General features: G+C 37.0%; 25 protein-coding genes and 1 tRNA gene. 24 read left to right on the top strand and 2 right to left on the bottom strand.

The features are described from left to right. Both WC222_11665 and WC222_11660 read left to right on the top strand, forming a co-directional pair. Positions 1-408 (top strand): hypothetical protein (locus tag WC222_11665; protein ID MFA6917047.1); only part of this gene is annotated, 408 nt, incomplete at its 5' end. A gap of 88 nt (positions 409-496) precedes the next feature. Then, the gene (locus tag WC222_11660; protein ID MFA6917046.1) at positions 497-688 is read left to right on the top strand and encodes a hypothetical protein; all 192 of its coding nucleotides are present in this window, start codon (positions 497-499) and stop codon (positions 686-688) included. Positions 689-812: 124 nt separating this feature from the next. On the opposite strand, the gene WC222_11655 is transcribed toward WC222_11660, so the two are convergent. Further along, positions 813-935, bottom strand: coding sequence for a hypothetical protein (locus WC222_11655; protein ID MFA6917045.1), 123 nt, complete (start codon positions 933-935; stop codon positions 813-815). Between the two features lie 968 nt (positions 936-1,903). Here WC222_11655 and WC222_11650 point away from each other — a divergent pair. Continuing rightward, positions 1,904-2,497, top strand: coding sequence for a hypothetical protein (locus tag WC222_11650; GenBank protein ID MFA6917044.1), 594 nt, complete (start codon positions 1,904-1,906; stop codon positions 2,495-2,497). Between the two features lie 90 nt (positions 2,498-2,587). Here WC222_11650 and WC222_11645 read toward each other — a convergent pair whose 3' ends face one another. After that, positions 2,588-3,193, bottom strand: coding sequence for a hypothetical protein (locus tag WC222_11645; GenBank protein ID MFA6917043.1), 606 nt, complete (start codon positions 3,191-3,193; stop codon positions 2,588-2,590). Between the two features lie 576 nt (positions 3,194-3,769). Between WC222_11645 and WC222_11640 the strand changes: the two genes are divergently transcribed. From WC222_11640 to WC222_11540, 21 genes are all read left to right on the top strand, one after another. Then, a complete protein-coding gene (locus WC222_11640) occupies positions 3,770-3,946 on the top strand; it encodes a hypothetical protein (GenBank protein ID MFA6917042.1) in 177 nt (58 codons plus the stop codon). Between the two features lie 5 nt (positions 3,947-3,951). After that, positions 3,952-4,326 carry a hypothetical protein gene (locus WC222_11635; protein ID MFA6917041.1) on the top strand — a complete coding sequence of 125 codons (375 nt, stop codon included), beginning with the start codon at positions 3,952-3,954 and terminating at the stop codon, positions 4,324-4,326. Positions 4,327-4,337: 11 nt separating this feature from the next. Continuing rightward, entirely contained in the window at positions 4,338-4,799 is a 462-nt protein-coding gene (locus WC222_11630; GenBank protein MFA6917040.1) for a hypothetical protein, read from the top strand. A 45-nt stretch (positions 4,800-4,844) separates the two neighbouring features. After that, complete coding sequence (locus tag WC222_11625) at positions 4,845-5,387, top strand: hypothetical protein (GenBank protein ID MFA6917039.1); 543 nt, start codon at positions 4,845-4,847, stop codon at positions 5,385-5,387. A 12-nt stretch (positions 5,388-5,399) separates the two neighbouring features. Continuing rightward, positions 5,400-5,897, top strand: coding sequence for a DUF1064 domain-containing protein (locus WC222_11620; protein MFA6917038.1), 498 nt, complete (start codon positions 5,400-5,402; stop codon positions 5,895-5,897). A gap of 26 nt (positions 5,898-5,923) precedes the next feature. After that, positions 5,924-6,220, top strand: a complete 297-nt coding sequence (locus tag WC222_11615; GenBank protein ID MFA6917037.1) for a hypothetical protein — start codon at positions 5,924-5,926, stop codon at positions 6,218-6,220. 195 nt (positions 6,221-6,415) lie between these two features. Further along, positions 6,416-6,700: a hypothetical protein gene (locus WC222_11610; protein MFA6917036.1), complete on the top strand. Its 285-nt coding sequence runs from the start codon at positions 6,416-6,418 to the stop codon at positions 6,698-6,700. Next, positions 6,697-6,924: a hypothetical protein gene (locus WC222_11605; GenBank protein MFA6917035.1), complete on the top strand. Its 228-nt coding sequence runs from the start codon at positions 6,697-6,699 to the stop codon at positions 6,922-6,924. The genes WC222_11610 and WC222_11605 overlap by 4 nt, the downstream gene beginning before the upstream one ends. Then, positions 6,917-7,417, top strand: coding sequence for a hypothetical protein (locus WC222_11600; protein ID MFA6917034.1), 501 nt, complete (start codon positions 6,917-6,919; stop codon positions 7,415-7,417). The genes WC222_11605 and WC222_11600 overlap by 8 nt, the downstream gene beginning before the upstream one ends. Positions 7,418-7,438: 21 nt before the next feature. Continuing rightward, the gene (locus tag WC222_11595) at positions 7,439-7,774 is read left to right on the top strand and encodes a hypothetical protein (GenBank protein ID MFA6917033.1); all 336 of its coding nucleotides are present in this window, start codon (positions 7,439-7,441) and stop codon (positions 7,772-7,774) included. 64 nt (positions 7,775-7,838) lie between these two features. After that, the gene (locus tag WC222_11590; protein ID MFA6917032.1) at positions 7,839-8,192 is read left to right on the top strand and encodes a hypothetical protein; all 354 of its coding nucleotides are present in this window, start codon (positions 7,839-7,841) and stop codon (positions 8,190-8,192) included. Positions 8,193-8,284: 92 nt separating this feature from the next. Continuing rightward, entirely contained in the window at positions 8,285-8,458 is a 174-nt protein-coding gene (locus WC222_11585; protein ID MFA6917031.1) for a hypothetical protein, read from the top strand. A gap of 2 nt (positions 8,459-8,460) precedes the next feature. Beyond that, complete coding sequence (locus WC222_11580) at positions 8,461-9,066, top strand: ATP-binding protein (protein MFA6917030.1); 606 nt, start codon at positions 8,461-8,463, stop codon at positions 9,064-9,066. After that, on the top strand, positions 9,063-9,302 hold the full coding sequence (locus WC222_11575; protein MFA6917029.1) for a hypothetical protein: 240 nt from the start codon (positions 9,063-9,065) through the stop codon (positions 9,300-9,302). The genes WC222_11580 and WC222_11575 overlap by 4 nt, the downstream gene beginning before the upstream one ends. Then, positions 9,299-9,646 carry a hypothetical protein gene (locus WC222_11570; GenBank protein MFA6917028.1) on the top strand — a complete coding sequence of 116 codons (348 nt, stop codon included), beginning with the start codon at positions 9,299-9,301 and terminating at the stop codon, positions 9,644-9,646. Before WC222_11575 ends, WC222_11570 begins: the two co-directional genes overlap by 4 nt. Positions 9,647-10,313: 667 nt before the next feature. Beyond that, a tRNA-OTHER gene (locus WC222_11565) sits at positions 10,314-10,412 on the top strand. A 669-nt stretch (positions 10,413-11,081) separates the two neighbouring features. Beyond that, complete coding sequence (locus tag WC222_11560; GenBank protein MFA6917027.1) at positions 11,082-11,540, top strand: hypothetical protein; 459 nt, start codon at positions 11,082-11,084, stop codon at positions 11,538-11,540. A 3-nt stretch (positions 11,541-11,543) separates the two neighbouring features. Beyond that, positions 11,544-12,140: a hypothetical protein gene (locus tag WC222_11555; protein ID MFA6917026.1), complete on the top strand. Its 597-nt coding sequence runs from the start codon at positions 11,544-11,546 to the stop codon at positions 12,138-12,140. A gap of 435 nt (positions 12,141-12,575) precedes the next feature. Then, on the top strand, positions 12,576-13,883 hold the full coding sequence (locus WC222_11550; GenBank protein MFA6917025.1) for a hypothetical protein: 1,308 nt from the start codon (positions 12,576-12,578) through the stop codon (positions 13,881-13,883). Between the two features lie 298 nt (positions 13,884-14,181). Next, entirely contained in the window at positions 14,182-14,388 is a 207-nt protein-coding gene (locus WC222_11545; GenBank protein MFA6917024.1) for a hypothetical protein, read from the top strand. Then, complete coding sequence (locus tag WC222_11540; GenBank protein ID MFA6917023.1) at positions 14,385-15,932, top strand: DEAD/DEAH box helicase; 1,548 nt, start codon at positions 14,385-14,387, stop codon at positions 15,930-15,932. Before WC222_11545 ends, WC222_11540 begins: the two co-directional genes overlap by 4 nt. Positions 15,933-15,974 lie beyond the last annotated feature (42 nt).

Below are 15,974 nucleotides of genomic sequence, written 5' to 3'. Positions count from 1 at the left end.
GCAATGCTGGCATGTATGAGCATGGCCATAGCACAGCGTGTAAGCGCTCCCGGCGGACTTATGTCTATCAACGAAGAAGGGACATGCTATGAAGTGACCCTGTCCTGTATCGACCAGGACAAAGCCGTGGACCTGTTGGTTTATCATTGCATCAAGGCCCGCACGGCAGCACAACAGATCGGTATTTACATTGTGGATTATAACCCGGTGTATTATGCAGAATTCGCCGACAAAGCCACTTATGCCATATTCCTTGATGAACGGGTAAAGAACCAGGAAGGTTACCCAATGTACTTCACCTCTATTGCCAAAGTCAGGGAACATTTAAGACTCTGCATCAAGTACGACCTGGAAAATGATGTGGACCATGAGTACAATCCGGATGTAAGTTATTTAGAGGGGCATTAGTCCCTCTTCTTTTTGTCTCCATACGGTGGACAAGTGAGACTAACACGCTGAATATGAATAAATTATTTTTTCTCTAAATTCCATCATTATGGCAAACCAATTACCCATTGTTAAGATTGGCAGGAAGAGGTATTACTTTGACGCCAAACTATTGCAGATACGCAATGTGACCAACCCCAATGACTTTGAATTCCTTTGTGAACTGGAAGTGTTCTTACTTGCCAAGGCCATAGACCTGCAGCAAGGCAAGGTAGAACCACTACCGGAATATTCCTTTTAAGACACATGCCCAGTTAATGGTACGGCGAAAAAGGCATTAACAAGATTAGAGCCGCTTGGCTCTTTTCTTTTTTATCTTTACACCAAATATACAAACTATGAAATAAAATGACTTTCTCAGCCGTTCATTCAAAGCCCTTAAGAACATCTTCCAGCCACGCACCGAACGCATAGTGCTGGACAAACCACAACCGGAACATATTATTCCGGAACATCACACACCTGTCCCTGACAGAATATATATTCACTTTCCTCCTTGTTCCGGTATACCCAAACATTTCAACCGGGATCGCCGGGCAAAGATCCGCATGCAGAAGAAATCCAGAATCAATAACCGGGTGCAGTAATGCACCCTTTTTATTTCTTTCCCAAACCTTTGGTTATACCCTACCCGAAATATGCCCCTAAAAACGCATAGGAAGCCCTACATTGAGAGATGTCCATTAAGACATACATTTGTATCATCTACCCCTTATCTCTCTCTTAATAGTGTTGTCTAATCTCACTATTATACTATTTCAATCATTAATAATAAGGGTATAATTTTTACTCTTATCTCTTTTTAAGTAAACCATACCATTATCACTATCTAATACAATATAATAAATAAGAAATAAAAAAAAAGTAATAGGAATAAGTATATCTTATATAAAAAGAAATATATAAAGAAAGTTTTTAAACTTAATCACTATGATAACATTTAATATTCCGAATAGAATAACAGAGGCAAATATACAGGCTGAAATTTACCGCAGATTATATATCGAAAATATTCCTTGTTATCTTGAATACAAGCATGAACATTCCAAATTCGATATTGTAATACTTAATCAAAGTAAAACAACAATTATTGCTATTATAGAAATTAAAAGCAAAATAAAAAATATTAATATAATATCATGTAAAAAACAATTCGATAAATATTCTCGGTATGGATTACCATTAATATATTGTAATAATTGCTCACAAATAAACAATACGATTGAATCAATCAAAGATATTTATAATAATCATATTGAATAATGATTAATTGTCTTGATTATTTTTCCTTCAAATACTTTTGTTATTTACTTCATGGAGACATTGATCTGAATTAACAGGGATGAAAGCCAGTCACGGAACTGGCAATGTCTCCATATTTTAAATCTTCAAATACTTTTGTCACTATGCATAACATTTTTTATTTTTTTTCTCAACTTTAAAACAATATAACATTATGAGTGATTTTTTAAACAATTTCGTACCGGAAAAGGTAAGTGTGATTACCATGCCGGTTGGTGCTTACGATGTAATCGTTAAGCAGGTTAAGGAAGTGACTGATCATGACTCCAATTTGAGTGGTGCACAAAAGGAGAATTATCGGTTTGCCGACGTGCATGATCAGTTGGCGGTGACATTCATAAGAATGGACAATTTGCCGGGCATCATAACCCATCGTTTCAACACCCGTGGCTGGGTCAGGTTCGATGAGATGTCAGCCAAACAGCAGAAATCCTACACCAAGGATGAAGTGAAAGGCTATGCCATCTCCAAAAAGACCGGAATGCGTGTTGAAGATCCGGCACGTACCGTTCAATGCAGTAACATTCTGAACCAGTTTTTGAACAAACTGTCAAAGAATGGAACAGCCATCATTGATGATTTGATTGCCACAGGTCACCTTGATATTGGCATGCTGGTAGGCACCAATTGCACCATCACGGTAGCCGAGGAAGTCTTTGACGGGAAGACCCGCAACAAGATAACCAAGATTAACCGTTTGAGTGCACAGCCGGTGCTGAAACCTACAGACGGTCAGGAAGAGTACTAACAAAGAAAAGCCCTGCAGTATTGCAGGGCTTTCTTTCTTTGACACGACATGATGAAGAATTGAAATGGAATATAGTAACTGCAAAGATAGTTATTTTTTTTCTTTTTGCAATAGCATTTGATACAAATCCTCTTTTTGCTCTTTTTTATTATCCGGGCCGGGCATATCGCCTGAACTTATTTTATCATTCCCATTTATATCCTGCATTTTTTCTTTTTCTGAAATGGCTTGTTTATTTCTGATAATCCGTTCAGAAAATTGTACCATATTATCCGGTATAATATAACGGGTATTGACATAGAACATAAACGGAGTCATGCTTCTGGCAATTATTTGATGATTGACCAGGTCATTAAGCCCGTCATAAATAGAAACGTCTGAAGAATAACCGGTAAAAGCAAGAGCCCGGTCAATATCTATAATGACCTGTTCATTTCGTTCCTGCATGATAGTCAGGATATAGGTGAGCATTTTCTTTGCCGGATTGATCAGGGATATCCATTTACAGATATGCTGTACATATTCATCAACAAATTCCGTATTGGATAATTCGCGTGACCTTATCATTTCCCCTCCGCGTGATGTAATACGGTTACGGTTATCTTTAAGGATAGTCACCAGGGATGAGTCGGTAAAGATGAACGGCGAGTACTCATATTTCAGTTGAGCCCGGAGATTTGATATTTTTGTTTTCATAATTATTATATTTTAAAATCATAACCTTTCCAGGTTGTGAAATATCTTTTAATCGCAATAATCGGATGATGTTTAATAAATGTAAATCCTATTGTTCGCCAGCAATTCGATCCGATATAAATAAATAAATTTATATGCCAATCTCTTTTACTTGATCCTGTATTATATTCTATTCTCATAACAATAAAAATATACTGCAAATATATTAAATGTTTTTGAACTTACAAGGATATTTTTATTATTTTTGTTTTTTATACCTTATATGGCACGCACGCACGCTCACAGGCTTACTAATGGAATATTACTTCGTAATATATATAGTAATAGATTGAAAACAAAGAAAGATAAATCTTTCTTTATTTCCAATCGTAAAATCCCTGGGTTTTTCATGCCGGCCTTTTTTATTCTTTTCTCAAAACTTTAAACATCATGGAAAATAGTAATACCTTTCTCGACAACCAACTTTATAATGCCATAATGCATTGTTCAATAAATTCAACTGAAGATTTCGCTAATTTAACTGTTAACCTTTACTTAATCTGTGAAAAGAAATGGAAATCACAACTACAGTTAAACATGAAAAAATCAGAAGTCAAAACAATCATAGACCGAACCTTCGCTTCCTGGAACTTATTCATAAAAAGACTCCGGAAAGATAAATACTTTTTCATGGCCGATTTCCTTGAAAAACATTCTTACAAAGATTTATTCATGAAAGATGAGAAATTAAAAGAAATTTACAATAATCTTTAAACATTATGAAAGTAACTAAAAAACAAGCCTTATTTGGGCTCATATTTATTTTAGCAATCACATCCATTATTGGACTATTATTTACATCTTGTACTAAACCCGGTTATCAAAAAACCGTTCAGATGGTCGCTGACGGAACGGGCACTTATGAAGTAGGGTTTAACACCACCGGCCAATGGGAAAAATTATGGGCCGAGGATTTCTGGCAGATCACAGCCAATGTCAATACCGAAGACACCATTTACCTGGCTGCTTATGGCAATGCCGATTCTGTTATGCTATATCTTACTGTTTTAGAAAATGATGAGATACTGGACATTATATCCCAATCTATTCCCCCGGGACAATATTATATGATCAATTATATTGTAAATTATTAAACTTTAAAACCATGTGTAAATTTTATTCCGCAATTATCAAACCCAATGGAGATCTGCTCCATGACATTCACACCTCCTCACATAAGGATATTATCAATCTTTATAATCTTAATGATGACAAGGTTGGTAGGTTTGCCAAACTCGAATATACCAGCGATGATCTGATGGATTTGTCGACTTACCAATTGAAAGTTGATGAAAATGTTAAACCGGACTGGTTAACCGATAAGATGCTCGAAAATGCCGAAAGGAAACTATATCAAATTGTCAAAAAAAGGATTATTACAGAAGATCGCAAACTTTTGATGGGCGGTATTTTTGTGATTGCTGAGGGAGTGAAAATCGATACGGTCAAAAATGCAATTATTGAGGTTATCAGAAACTCCACCGTGAACGAGATGCGGGAAAACTCTACCGTGAACGAGATGCGGGAAAACTCTACCGTGAAGATCAATAACAGCAATAAAAAGTAAAATAAGGAATAGCCTACAGGCTATTCTTTTTAAAACTTAACAGATATGGACATCGTAAAGTTTAATAAAGCAAATATTTCCGGAAATCATTTAATTATTCCGGATAATATAACCCGTAAACAATGGCTCCATCTTGGCAGTGCCATACGCACCCTTGAAATTGGTTCCAAAGGTTGGTATAATGACTGGTCTAAATTTGGCATTAAAAAGGAATATACAGATGTCATAGAAGTAGGCAATATTTATTCAGAATTGGAATTGCTTACAGGACTGTCGAGAAGTACATTAAAAAAGCGTAAGTATTTGACTGGCAAGATCGATGGGTTCCGTCAACGGAACGATCTCACTCCAGCACATCATATGGAAGTAACCAGTTTATCACCTGAATTACAAGATGATTTTCTGCAAAAAGCAAGCGAAAATCATTGGACCGTAAAACAACTCCGAAAAGAAATAAAACTATTCAAACAATCCGGTAATGAATCCACGCCAAAAAGGACTTTACAGATAGAATGCATGGGCAAAGTAAAGGTTATGGAACAACTGGGCGATACCTGGAGAGAAGTAGATCACATTGAAATCTTTTAAAAGCAAAATATTATGGGAAAATTCGGCAAGCCATGGAAAGGTGATATTGTTAATGGCAAATTTGTACAACCAAATACATCCATTGAAACAATACCGATATTAAAAGCAAATGCCAGAGTGCATAATGCAAGGAAAGTAATAAACCTTGCCGGAGACCAGTTTGACAGCACCTTGGAAATGTTCATGGCTGGCCTGTTATCAAAGTCCGGTATTGTTTATGAAAGGCAAAAAGTTTTTGTACTCCAGGATGGTTTCCGGGAGCCTGTAACAAACGATTGGATCCGGGAGATAAAATGGGTCGTCGATTTCTGGATACCGTCTATCGGGCTTATAATCGATACCAAAGGATGGGCTACGGAAATATTTATTTTAAAATATAAAATCTTCCAATACAATCGTTTCAAAGGTTTATATAAAGAGGTACTTCAGGTGAAGTTCGCTAAAAACCAGAACCAATGCATATTAGTATTAAGTGAAACAAAGGCGCTGGTCAGGGATAATGTCACTTGATTATATTTTTCTTAAAACTAAATATCATGAAAAAAAATACAAAATATATTATTGCTTTTTGGATTGTATATTTAATACTTTCCATGTTCCAGGCCATAGCACAGGATACTTTAAAAGTAACATTTTATGTTAAAGACACCACCTGTCATATAGAACAGGTTTATACTGTTTCCAATGACAATGATTCATTGAGCAACGAGCAGTCTAACGAATGGATACAGATCATTCCCGGATATATCATTAATGAAATATATTGCGATATATTTTACAAAGAAATCGACAGGAAATTCAAGATACTCAACTTTCAGATTAAACAGCCATGAAATGGTCAGATAACTATATTATTTGGGATTATAAAATTGTACGGAAATGACAAAAGAAGAAAGAATTGTTAAACTACAAATCAGGCGGAAAAAATTAGTCCGATTGTTAATTAGGTCTGAAAGGATCGGCGCTTCTTATGATGATAAAATAGATGCCATCGATAAGTTAATTAGGAAACTTAACTCTGAATAGCCATGAAAACAAGGGAGCAAGAAATTAAACAGAAATTAGTGGAAATATTTGAAGACTTCGATGAATTTCGGGAGGCAGATATGAATATATTTATTTTACAGGTTGTATCTATCATTAATGATGAAATAATATACGCTCAATCCCACCCCGACCTGACCGAAATCATCCGGGAGATGGAGAAAATGAGAATAGATGGCAATGATGTTTGTACTCGAAGCGGGAATTTAATGTTAGATTCTATTATTGAAATCCTCCGCAAGCACCAATCCGAAATTAATAAGAAATGAGAAAAGCAAAGATATGCCAATGTTATGCTATTGTCAATTTACACTATAGGCATGAGGATTTTGGGGGATCAACTGAGGAGGCAATAGTTGTGGAAAAAGACTTCAAAGATGAAAAAAATGCAGAAAAAAGACTATCTGAAATATTGATGGATAATAATAGGTTACACTCATGGGTAAATAGATATTGTATTATAAAAATATATTGGAGGGAAATGTATGACTGATAAAATAAAGATTGCTTTAGAAAATCTCAATAAAGCAATATTAGAAGAGCTGAACGAAATGTCTAATCGACATAAAAAGACATTACAGGAACTTGAAAGAATGAAACAACTCTTGACAACTTACGATCAACAAATTAACAAAATCATCAATACACTTGCAATTATGTGTTTTTGTAAAAGCAAGACTTGTAATAGATGTGGATTTACTGAACCGATGAAAAAAAGATGTGAAAATGAAATCATAAGAACAGAATTGTTTAAGAAATTAGACATGTTAAAAGGCCAACTCCCCACAACTGGCGAAATGCTTGACTCAATGTGTAAAGTGGATGAAAGCTGTGGACAATCCCAGCCGGGGACGTGCAAGGATAATAGGGACTTAATTGAAGAGCAGCAGCACTTAATCCATGAATATCAGGATGAAATTACAAAATTGAAATTCATGATAGATAACGGTTTAGGTTGGAAAGACTTAGAAAATGATAATCATTAAACGAATTTAACCCCTAAACCAATGGAAGAACTGATCAAGAAACTCGAAGCACTGAAATGGGGCAATGAAACAGCCTCTTATTCAGCTAATGATGTGAATACAACATTATACGAAGCTATTGCAATCCTGCAATCCCAAACCGTCATCAAAGCCAAAGCCCTCCGAAAGAAGGGGACGGATGAATTTTATATCTATGATGCACTTATTAATGAATGGTGTACCTGTCAATTACCCGAATTATTAGCTGAAACAGCCGCTATGAAAGCCTATGAATATCTCTCAGAGAAAGGCTTAGCGGCAGCTGACTTACCTTACGATGCCGAATTAATCGACATTGAAATCATAGTGAAAGGATAGGAAATGAAATCTAAAGACAGTATTATTGCTGTCTTCTTTATCTTTCTTCCAAAACTTTAAAACCATGAGCAAAATCAATGACAAATCCAAATCATTCAGTAAAACCTTTAAATCCGGAAACGACCAGATTTCTATTACATTCATCGGTGAATTCATTCCTAAAGATCCAGGTGTACATACATTTCGCAATGGAGACCCAGGATATCCTTCTGATGGTCCTTATTTCACCATTGAACAGGCAGAAGCCAATGGAAATATTATGCCATTCATTGAAGTCATAACGGACTTTTATGACAAGAAATTCCAGCAGTTAAAAGAAAAGCATGGAATCACATGGAATGACTATGAAGATTTTATGGACAACCTGGGCGAAGAACTGGCCGATGAACTGGAAATAGCAAGGTACCAAGACGGTTAATACCGTCTTTTTTTACTTGTTTATTCTTTTCTTAAAATTATAAAACTATGGAACCAAAGAAAATCGTTGTTTATGTAAAATCCGGATTGGTTATGTCTATTCATTCAACAGATCCGGATATTGAAGTGATTATGTATGACGAAGATAATATCGGATCTGGTGACCAGCCGCCCATTCCACAACCGGATATGTATGCCATCCAAAAAGATGCCACAGAAAACATCCCGGCAATAACTAAATTTGGTAATTTTTACACAATCTATTAATTATGAAAAGAACAGATTTCTCTCAACTGCAAGGCATTGAAACCACCAAACGTGCCATTGAAATATGCCTGGCCGGATATCACGACCTGCATATTGTCTCCACCAGAGGCAATGGCAATACTACATTGATAGATGCTATCGTTAATATCCTGAAAGGATTGAACCTTCGTGATAAGAATTGGTTTTTCGTTCGTGATTCCGGTATTGACAGAATCGATTTCTGGAACGCCAGGGAAGGAGTATACCTAAATCGGGGAAGTATATCAATTGAACTGGGATCGTTCAACCTGGCTCATGTAATGACCTTACAGACCCCAAGAATACTTACCGATCATTATTTTACCGATAATTCATGCGAACCGTCAGAAAATGTCGTGGAACGTGTTACTGCAGTCAGAAAACTAAATTCCGATTTGTTAAAAGTCGAAGAAGATTCTATAACTTTGCTTAAATATGCAACAGAAGAATGGGAATTCAATATGGCAATTATTGCCAGGATTCACGAAGTGGCCAGTACTATTGCAATACTGGACTGTGCAAAAACCGTAAGAGCCGAGCATATGGCCGAAGCAATACAATATTTCACTTTTGAACCTGAAGAGAAATGAAAAAGATACTAATTGCTGATATACCTGACGATTTATATGAAAATATAAAAGACGATCTGAAAGTGGGTTTTAATCCTACTGGAAATAAATTTATTATGTTTTCATTTACTGAATTTATCCTCCCAACGGATAAAACGGTTTATGTTGAACGCGAAGGCTACCATCACAGATATTCCGTAGAAGAATCGGCTGCATTTCAGGATGGTGTTAATTGGTTCAAATCCTTACTGCAATGAATGAATTTGAAAGTCCTTTACCAATCATTACCGATAACCAGGCCGGTATTGAACTGCAGGATAAGGTCCGACAGGAATACAAGTTCTTTGGCAGTGTTCCATTACGAAAAGGTATGATTTTATATGAAATTACCATGTCTACCGGTGAGATAAAACCTCTGCACATCGAGCGCAATGCAGCGCTGGATATCACGACAGGCAAACCCGTATTCAACAGCAAAGCCATTTACAATCCCAAATGTTTTTACATCATGGCTATCAATGAAAAAAATGCCATCCGTAAATACAATAAGATTGTAATGCAAGCCATGCAAAAAGTAAAACAAAAACACGAAACCGGTTAATTACCGATTTTTTATTCTTTATCTTTGTAGGACAAAACTTTACGGTCATGCCAAAAGAAATGGAACAACATTTGCGGGCCCAGGCAGAGAAGAAAAGACTTACAGGGGACCGTAAAAATGCCTATATTTACGGGACTATGATGGAAAAAACCTCCTGGCGACCGCATAGAAAAAAAAGGAAAAAGAAAAGAAAATCTTGATTATTTTTCTTTTAAACACTCAATTCATATCCCGCCGTTGGGCATTTCACGTTCTTTCATAATTCGGTCAGTATTTTCGGTTTATTCTTTGGAATGTTATAACGGCGGGATTTTTTCATATATTTGCATTCAAATCCGGGTGCGTTTCACAACAAAAGGTTAGTAAGTTCTTGACAGAGTACATTTACATCTTCGTTTAACCACCCGGATTTTTTAAAACATTAAGTTCATTGACGCTTTGAGCAAAACACTTTGGACCAGGGTTCGATTCCCTGCAGCTCCACCATTCACTTGGAATCGCTAACCAGTCGCGTTAGTACTGGATTTGGGGCTGATCGGTTTTGACAGGTGCTATTATGCAAAGAAGAGAACTTATAACGCCAATAACTGGCAACGTTTATCAAATGTACAACCAGCCCTTAAGAAGGGTTGCTTAGACCGTCTGCCGGGAACGAAATCCCGGCAACGGACATATAGCTCAATTGGTAGAGCAGGGCCCTGAAACCATGCTATCAAGCGCATGGGGGTGGCCTTGGTTGAAGGTTCAAGTCCTTCTGTGTTCGCCAAGAGTAAAGGCCGGATAAGTAAAAGTGAGCCAATCTAACTGCTCGATTAAATGCAGTGAAAAGGATGAACAAGTCTGGTACGATGCTCTTCACAAAGCCGGGATGGATCAGACCATATGCGATGAGAAACCCGGCTTTTTAAGACATATTTATAAACGCCCGGGGAAACGGGATTACTGAATTCCTAAAGCGTTCATAGAAACCTTTTGTCAGTACAATGTGGGTTGACGGAACAAAGTGCCGCAAGGCTCCCGGACGTTTGTACAAAAACATTTTGAAGGTCATGCACAAAACGGTAAGCATGTTCAATAATACCGGCTCCAATTCGTTGGAATAAACAAAGCCTTCAAAGCATTAAAGATCCTTTTGTAGCCATAAGGATCTTCCCTGATGCAGATTAAACATAACAGATAACTTCTGTATGGCATAGATGACTTCGAAGCAGTCTGTCAGGGATAGATATTTGTCACAAATAGAAATTCCTATAATGCATGCAAGTTTGTGACAATAGGTGAGCCGATTAAGGAACGAGAACGTCGAAAAGTGCGGTTTACGCCTCCTTGTTAAATTCAGTACCGTTCTCTTTTTAAAACATTTAAATAAGCAGGATTAATAATCTTGCTTATTTTTTTTACAGTCTTGTTTATTTCTTTCTTAAAACTTTACAAAATGGAAAACTATAAATGGAAATTAAAAGGATTAGCAAAAAAGATTGACCCGAAAGAAGCGGTCACAGAATTGCGAAGAATCCGCGACAAACATGAAAAGTTAACCCCAGAAGTTATCGTTGAAGAAAGTAAGAATATTAATGCGGTTTTACACAATTATTTCGATTGGGATAATAAAAAAGCTGCAGAAAGATGGAGACTTGATCAGGCTCGACATTTGATTAACAATGTTGAAATTGAAATTACTTGTAACGATCAAACTTTTACCGTTGGTGTGTTTGAAATCGTGGATGATACTGGTTACAGTAATATCGACACTTTTTCGTTAAGTGAAATTGATACTGTAAGAAAAACTGTATTGCAGGATTTAAAGTATCTCAAAAAGAAACTTGATGCATACACAGAATTTCGAAAAGTTGGACAAATCATTTCGGAAGCTATTGAAACTTTAAATTCTTAAATAATGAAAAAAATTGAAAAAGTCGAGATTAAAGGTCTCAAAATTGCCAATGTTCAAATAAAAATAGAAGGGATATCACCGTTAATCGTCCATAAATGGAGTGAAAAAATTATCCAAGAAATGGAAGATAAACATATGGGAAAACCTAAAAATTCAAAACATGATATTTTGATTCCGGAACAAGAGTATCAAGACGCTAAACATGTAAGTGTTGATGGATGGGAAGGATTTCCTGCTGTCGGATTTAAAGCGTCCATGGTTCGTGCCGGTAAAATGATCGGAATGGTAATGAAAGACATACAAAGTGCATTTTTTGTTATCGCTGATGATCCAATTACACAACTTGTAAAAATAGTCCCAAATGAAAGTGTTATGCGTAGAGATATTGTTCGACTTTCAAGTGGTGCACCAGATCTGCGTTATCGTCCCGAATATCGCGTGTGGAGTGCCGTTTTAAATATAGAATTCAATCAAGGTATTTTAAGTCTTGATGAAATTTATCAACTTGTAATGGCCGCGGGATATGGATCTGGAATTGGAGAAATGAGACCGGAAAAAACAAAATATGCTTTTGGTCGATGGAAATTAATACAGAATTAAAAATATTAGTATAAGGTGAGGCGCGGTAAGATACTGTGAGGCTTGATTTGTTCAGATTTGTCCCGCCGAGGTCTGATTTAAGATAAGTTTGAGAAATTGAACTTATCTTTTTTTTAAATATTAAAAATATCAGTATAAGGTGATGATGGGTCGAGTACGGTCTGTAGAGGTGAGGAGTGGTAATATAGTATATGGATAGTACAGAAACGGAAGATAAGTGAGATATTTTGTCTTACTTATCTTTTTTTTTAACATCAAAATAGTATGCGGATTGGGGTGGAATGAATAGGACTGGAAATGCAGGGTCAGGTTTGGAACGATTTAATATTAGGATAAGCAAGACGATAAGTCTTGTTTATCTTTTTTATAAACTTCAATGCCTGTCAATATGCAGGAATCCTTACTTGTCAGGGTATCAAATAGGCTTGAAAATGAGTGGATAATATACGTGGATCGATTGATCTGGTGTGTGTGACTACGTTAGAGGTCCGCTCTCCTGCATTTGTAATACACTTAAAAAACCATTATTGCCCTTTTTTGACTATGCTCAATCCTATTCAAAATAACCTTTTAAATTTAAACTCAATGAATAATGACGTCGAAACTCAAGACCCAGTTCAGAATTCGGAACCGATTTTCTTCTTTGCCGAAGGAGAGAAATACAAGGAAATTTCCTTTGATTTGTTGTGCCAGAGTAAGGCATATCTTAATTCTAACCGTAAGCCACCGGAGTCACGTCCTGTCGAAGCGTATGAACTCATAGAAGAGGTCAACGCCATCCTGGACAAGTATGGCATAGTCTATTATATGCAACCCATCCTGGTGCAAGCCAACGGCTCGGAGAACGTAATGACCCGCAAGGAACGTGCGGAGATACCGGCCAATGAAACGCCTATCGATACATGGGTATTTAACAAAATCCTTATCCAATGGATCTTTGCTTTTGAAGGTGATCTTAAGCCTGGTATATCCTGTGCTTTCCACGACAAAGGCATTGACCTGGCTTTCGGCCTGTATAATCGTGTCTGTACCAATCATTGCATCTTTGGTGACAAATGGTTCTCAACATATACTGCCAAGAGAAGCCAGAAGAAGTCTTATAATGACCTGATAAATGCTTTGCGTGTGTGGTTGGATGATTATGAAGCCAATATAAGCATTGACATCGCCATGGCCCGTATGATGATAGACAAATTGTTCATTGACCAAGACTCTGATGATATCATTGACAATGTTATGGGCGCCTTGTTACGCCTTGCCGTCCGGCAGAATATGCCCGGAGTGGTATGTGATGCCCCCTTTAACATCACATCCGTTGTAAAGATTACCAGAGGATTTGAAACCGCCAGCCTTGAACGCCATGGTATTGGTGGGGAATCACATGAGATATCCTTATGGGAAATTTACAATGCAGGTACTGCTTTACTTAAACCCAGCGATACGGATATCAGTGATATCCATGCCAATAACAAAGAATGGGGGACATTCCTTGTGAACCGATATTTGCCGGATTATGAACAGGAACTCTCCAATCTTACGCATAGCATTTATATTGCATTAACGGAAAACAAACCGGAAGAAGCATTTATTGAAGATGAAGAAATGGATAAATACTCCGGACTTAATCCTGAACCGGATGAGCCAGGATCGGACAATCCGGCAATCAATGAAGCCGGGGAAGATGCCATACCGTCAAAAAAGAGAAGTCATCACAGGAGACAGGAAAAGCCCGGTGAAGTCTAATGCCGGTAAAAGTGGATTAATTGGTTTTTAGTTGGAAGGAAGGGTGTATCATCCCTTCCTTTTTTATGAACAAAGCAAAAATAAAGTTCAATTATTTTTGTTTATTGTGAACTTAATATTATCTTTGCAACTCGTGATTATCTTTTTCCAAAACTTAAAAATATGAAAATTCTTAAAAGATTATTCTGGTTAATTGCCCTGATTTGCGTTTTAATTTCATGGCCTGTATCCGTCGTATTATTCGGATTTAAAAAATGGGAGAGTGTAATGGAACATGCAATACATAAACTTTAAAACTATGACAGCAATTGAAATGAAAAATAAAGCATTGGTTATTATAAAAGGAAAACCTGTTTATATTTTCGAACCGATGGAATTAAGTCTGTATAATTTACAGCTTCTTTTAGACTATGAACTTTATATGGACATAAAAATGGCGGAAAAAGAAAGTCCTGTACCGATTGTACCTTACTGTATTGAAGAATTTCTAACAAACCAGTCATGAAAATAAATTGGAGGCCATACCAGCTCGAATGTCTCGAGCAAGTCAAAAAGAAAAAGAAAAAAGTCAAACGGCAATTGATCGTTGCCGCGACGGGCGTAGGTAAGCGATTACTCGCAGTAGGTATATCACAGGACTATAAACGCACTCTTTTTCTTTGTCACCGGGAGGAACTCATGGACCAAGCATTTCGTGATTTTAACCGTATGTATCCTATGGATATCGGTATAATTAAAGGACCGGTATTCGAAATAAACAAACGTATTGTTATCGGATCAATTCAAACCGTACATAAAAGACTCGATAGAATACCAAAAGATCATTTTGATTGCGTTATGGGTGATGAAATTCATCATTTTTTGGCAAAAACCTATATCCTTCCATTACAATACTTTAAGTACGAAAACAGTTTTGGATTTACAGCAACACCTACACGTCTTGATGGTTTGGACTTTTCCAATATCATGGATGAAATGGTCTATGAATATCCTATTCAACGGGCTATTAAAGATGGATGGTTATGTCAGATCGAAGCACATCGGATACAAACACAGGTCGATATATCTAAAGTAAAACGTATTGGCGGTGATTTCTCCCAAAGTGAACTTTCTCCAAAAATAGATATACCAGAACGCAATAACCTGGTTGTACAGAAATACCGCAAATATGCTTTTGGCAGACAGGCATTGGTATTCTGTTGTGATATTGCCCATGCTGAAAATATGGCTGAAATGTTTAGAGCCGGAGGATTCGCTGCAAAAGCCGTTCATTCCGGACTGGATCATGAAGACCGACAACAAACTATTTCTAATTTTCGAACTAAAATTGTAGATGTATTGACTAACGTGGATCTGCTTTGTGAAGGTTTTGACTATGAAGATATTGGCGCTGTTCTTATGGCTCGTCCTACTCAATCACTTGCATTATACTGTCAGCAAATTGGAAGAGGAACTCGTCTGAAATCTGAACCGTTCAGACAGAAACACCAGGCAAACAACTGTGTTATCCTTGACTTTGTGGACAACACGGGCAGTCACAAACTGGTCAACACATGGACCTTGGATCAGGATAAAAAAGCCGAAGATAAAGTATTCGTTACCGACGAGCAACGGCAGAAATTCCTGGATCATGAAGAAGAAGCCATGCGACAACTGGAATTTGCAGAGATGCAGCAAAAACGTGTTCGGGATTTCCGTATCATGCGGTTCTATAAACACGACAAACCTGTTGATCTTTTAGACCTTCCTGTTCTTAAAGTGAACCATAGAGGAAGAATGCTGGAAGATGCTACGCCCAAACAGATTGAATGGTTACAATCTTTGGGAGTATGGCAATCCGGGATAAACTATACCAAGGCACAGTCCAGTGAATATATTACTCACGCTCCGGCGCCGGACTGGATGTATCAGAAATTGGCCAATTGGGGATACAATATTGTCGATGGGGCAACCATAGGACAATATTACGAAATCAAAAAAAGGATAGAAGCCGAGGCAAGAGGAGAAATAGGAGAGAAATTCGAATCTATTAATATCAGTAAGGTTTAACGCATAAGTCCGGTATTATACCGCCGGGCTTATTTTTTCTTT

Source organism: Parachlamydiales bacterium (genome assembly GCA_041671045.1).
Classification (GTDB): Bacteria; Chlamydiota; Chlamydiia; order Chlamydiales; family JABDDJ01; genus JABDDJ01.
Note: the sequence above shows the minus strand (reverse complement) of the source record. Positions and strands in the feature narration are given on the sequence as shown.

Excerpts from the sequence above, each read along its gene's own strand:
- WC222_11660 (MFA6917046.1), top strand. The coding sequence starts at position 497 with ATGGCAAACCAATTACCCATTGTTAAGATTGGCAGGAAGAGGTATTAC.
- WC222_11650 (MFA6917044.1), top strand. The coding sequence starts at position 1,904 with ATGAGTGATTTTTTAAACAATTTCGTACCGGAAAAGGTAAGTGTGATT.
- WC222_11645 (MFA6917043.1), bottom strand. The coding sequence starts at position 3,193 with ATGAAAACAAAAATATCAAATCTCCGGGCTCAACTGAAATATGAGTAC.
- WC222_11640 (MFA6917042.1), top strand. The coding sequence starts at position 3,770 with ATGAAAAAATCAGAAGTCAAAACAATCATAGACCGAACCTTCGCTTCC.
- WC222_11635 (MFA6917041.1), top strand. The coding sequence starts at position 3,952 with ATGAAAGTAACTAAAAAACAAGCCTTATTTGGGCTCATATTTATTTTA.
- WC222_11630 (MFA6917040.1), top strand. The coding sequence starts at position 4,338 with ATGTGTAAATTTTATTCCGCAATTATCAAACCCAATGGAGATCTGCTC.
- WC222_11625 (MFA6917039.1), top strand. The coding sequence starts at position 4,845 with ATGGACATCGTAAAGTTTAATAAAGCAAATATTTCCGGAAATCATTTA.
- WC222_11620 (MFA6917038.1), top strand. The coding sequence starts at position 5,400 with ATGGGAAAATTCGGCAAGCCATGGAAAGGTGATATTGTTAATGGCAAA.
- WC222_11615 (MFA6917037.1), top strand. The coding sequence starts at position 5,924 with ATGAAAAAAAATACAAAATATATTATTGCTTTTTGGATTGTATATTTA.
- WC222_11610 (MFA6917036.1), top strand. The coding sequence starts at position 6,416 with ATGAAAACAAGGGAGCAAGAAATTAAACAGAAATTAGTGGAAATATTT.
- WC222_11605 (MFA6917035.1), top strand. The coding sequence starts at position 6,697 with ATGAGAAAAGCAAAGATATGCCAATGTTATGCTATTGTCAATTTACAC.
- WC222_11600 (MFA6917034.1), top strand. The coding sequence starts at position 6,917 with ATGACTGATAAAATAAAGATTGCTTTAGAAAATCTCAATAAAGCAATA.
- WC222_11595 (MFA6917033.1), top strand. The coding sequence starts at position 7,439 with ATGGAAGAACTGATCAAGAAACTCGAAGCACTGAAATGGGGCAATGAA.
- WC222_11590 (MFA6917032.1), top strand. The coding sequence starts at position 7,839 with ATGAGCAAAATCAATGACAAATCCAAATCATTCAGTAAAACCTTTAAA.
- WC222_11585 (MFA6917031.1), top strand. The coding sequence starts at position 8,285 with ATGTCTATTCATTCAACAGATCCGGATATTGAAGTGATTATGTATGAC.
- WC222_11580 (MFA6917030.1), top strand. The coding sequence starts at position 8,461 with ATGAAAAGAACAGATTTCTCTCAACTGCAAGGCATTGAAACCACCAAA.
- WC222_11575 (MFA6917029.1), top strand. The coding sequence starts at position 9,063 with ATGAAAAAGATACTAATTGCTGATATACCTGACGATTTATATGAAAAT.
- WC222_11570 (MFA6917028.1), top strand. The coding sequence starts at position 9,299 with ATGAATGAATTTGAAAGTCCTTTACCAATCATTACCGATAACCAGGCC.
- WC222_11560 (MFA6917027.1), top strand. The coding sequence starts at position 11,082 with ATGGAAAACTATAAATGGAAATTAAAAGGATTAGCAAAAAAGATTGAC.
- WC222_11555 (MFA6917026.1), top strand. The coding sequence starts at position 11,544 with ATGAAAAAAATTGAAAAAGTCGAGATTAAAGGTCTCAAAATTGCCAAT.
- WC222_11545 (MFA6917024.1), top strand. The coding sequence starts at position 14,182 with ATGACAGCAATTGAAATGAAAAATAAAGCATTGGTTATTATAAAAGGA.
- WC222_11540 (MFA6917023.1), top strand. The coding sequence starts at position 14,385 with ATGAAAATAAATTGGAGGCCATACCAGCTCGAATGTCTCGAGCAAGTC.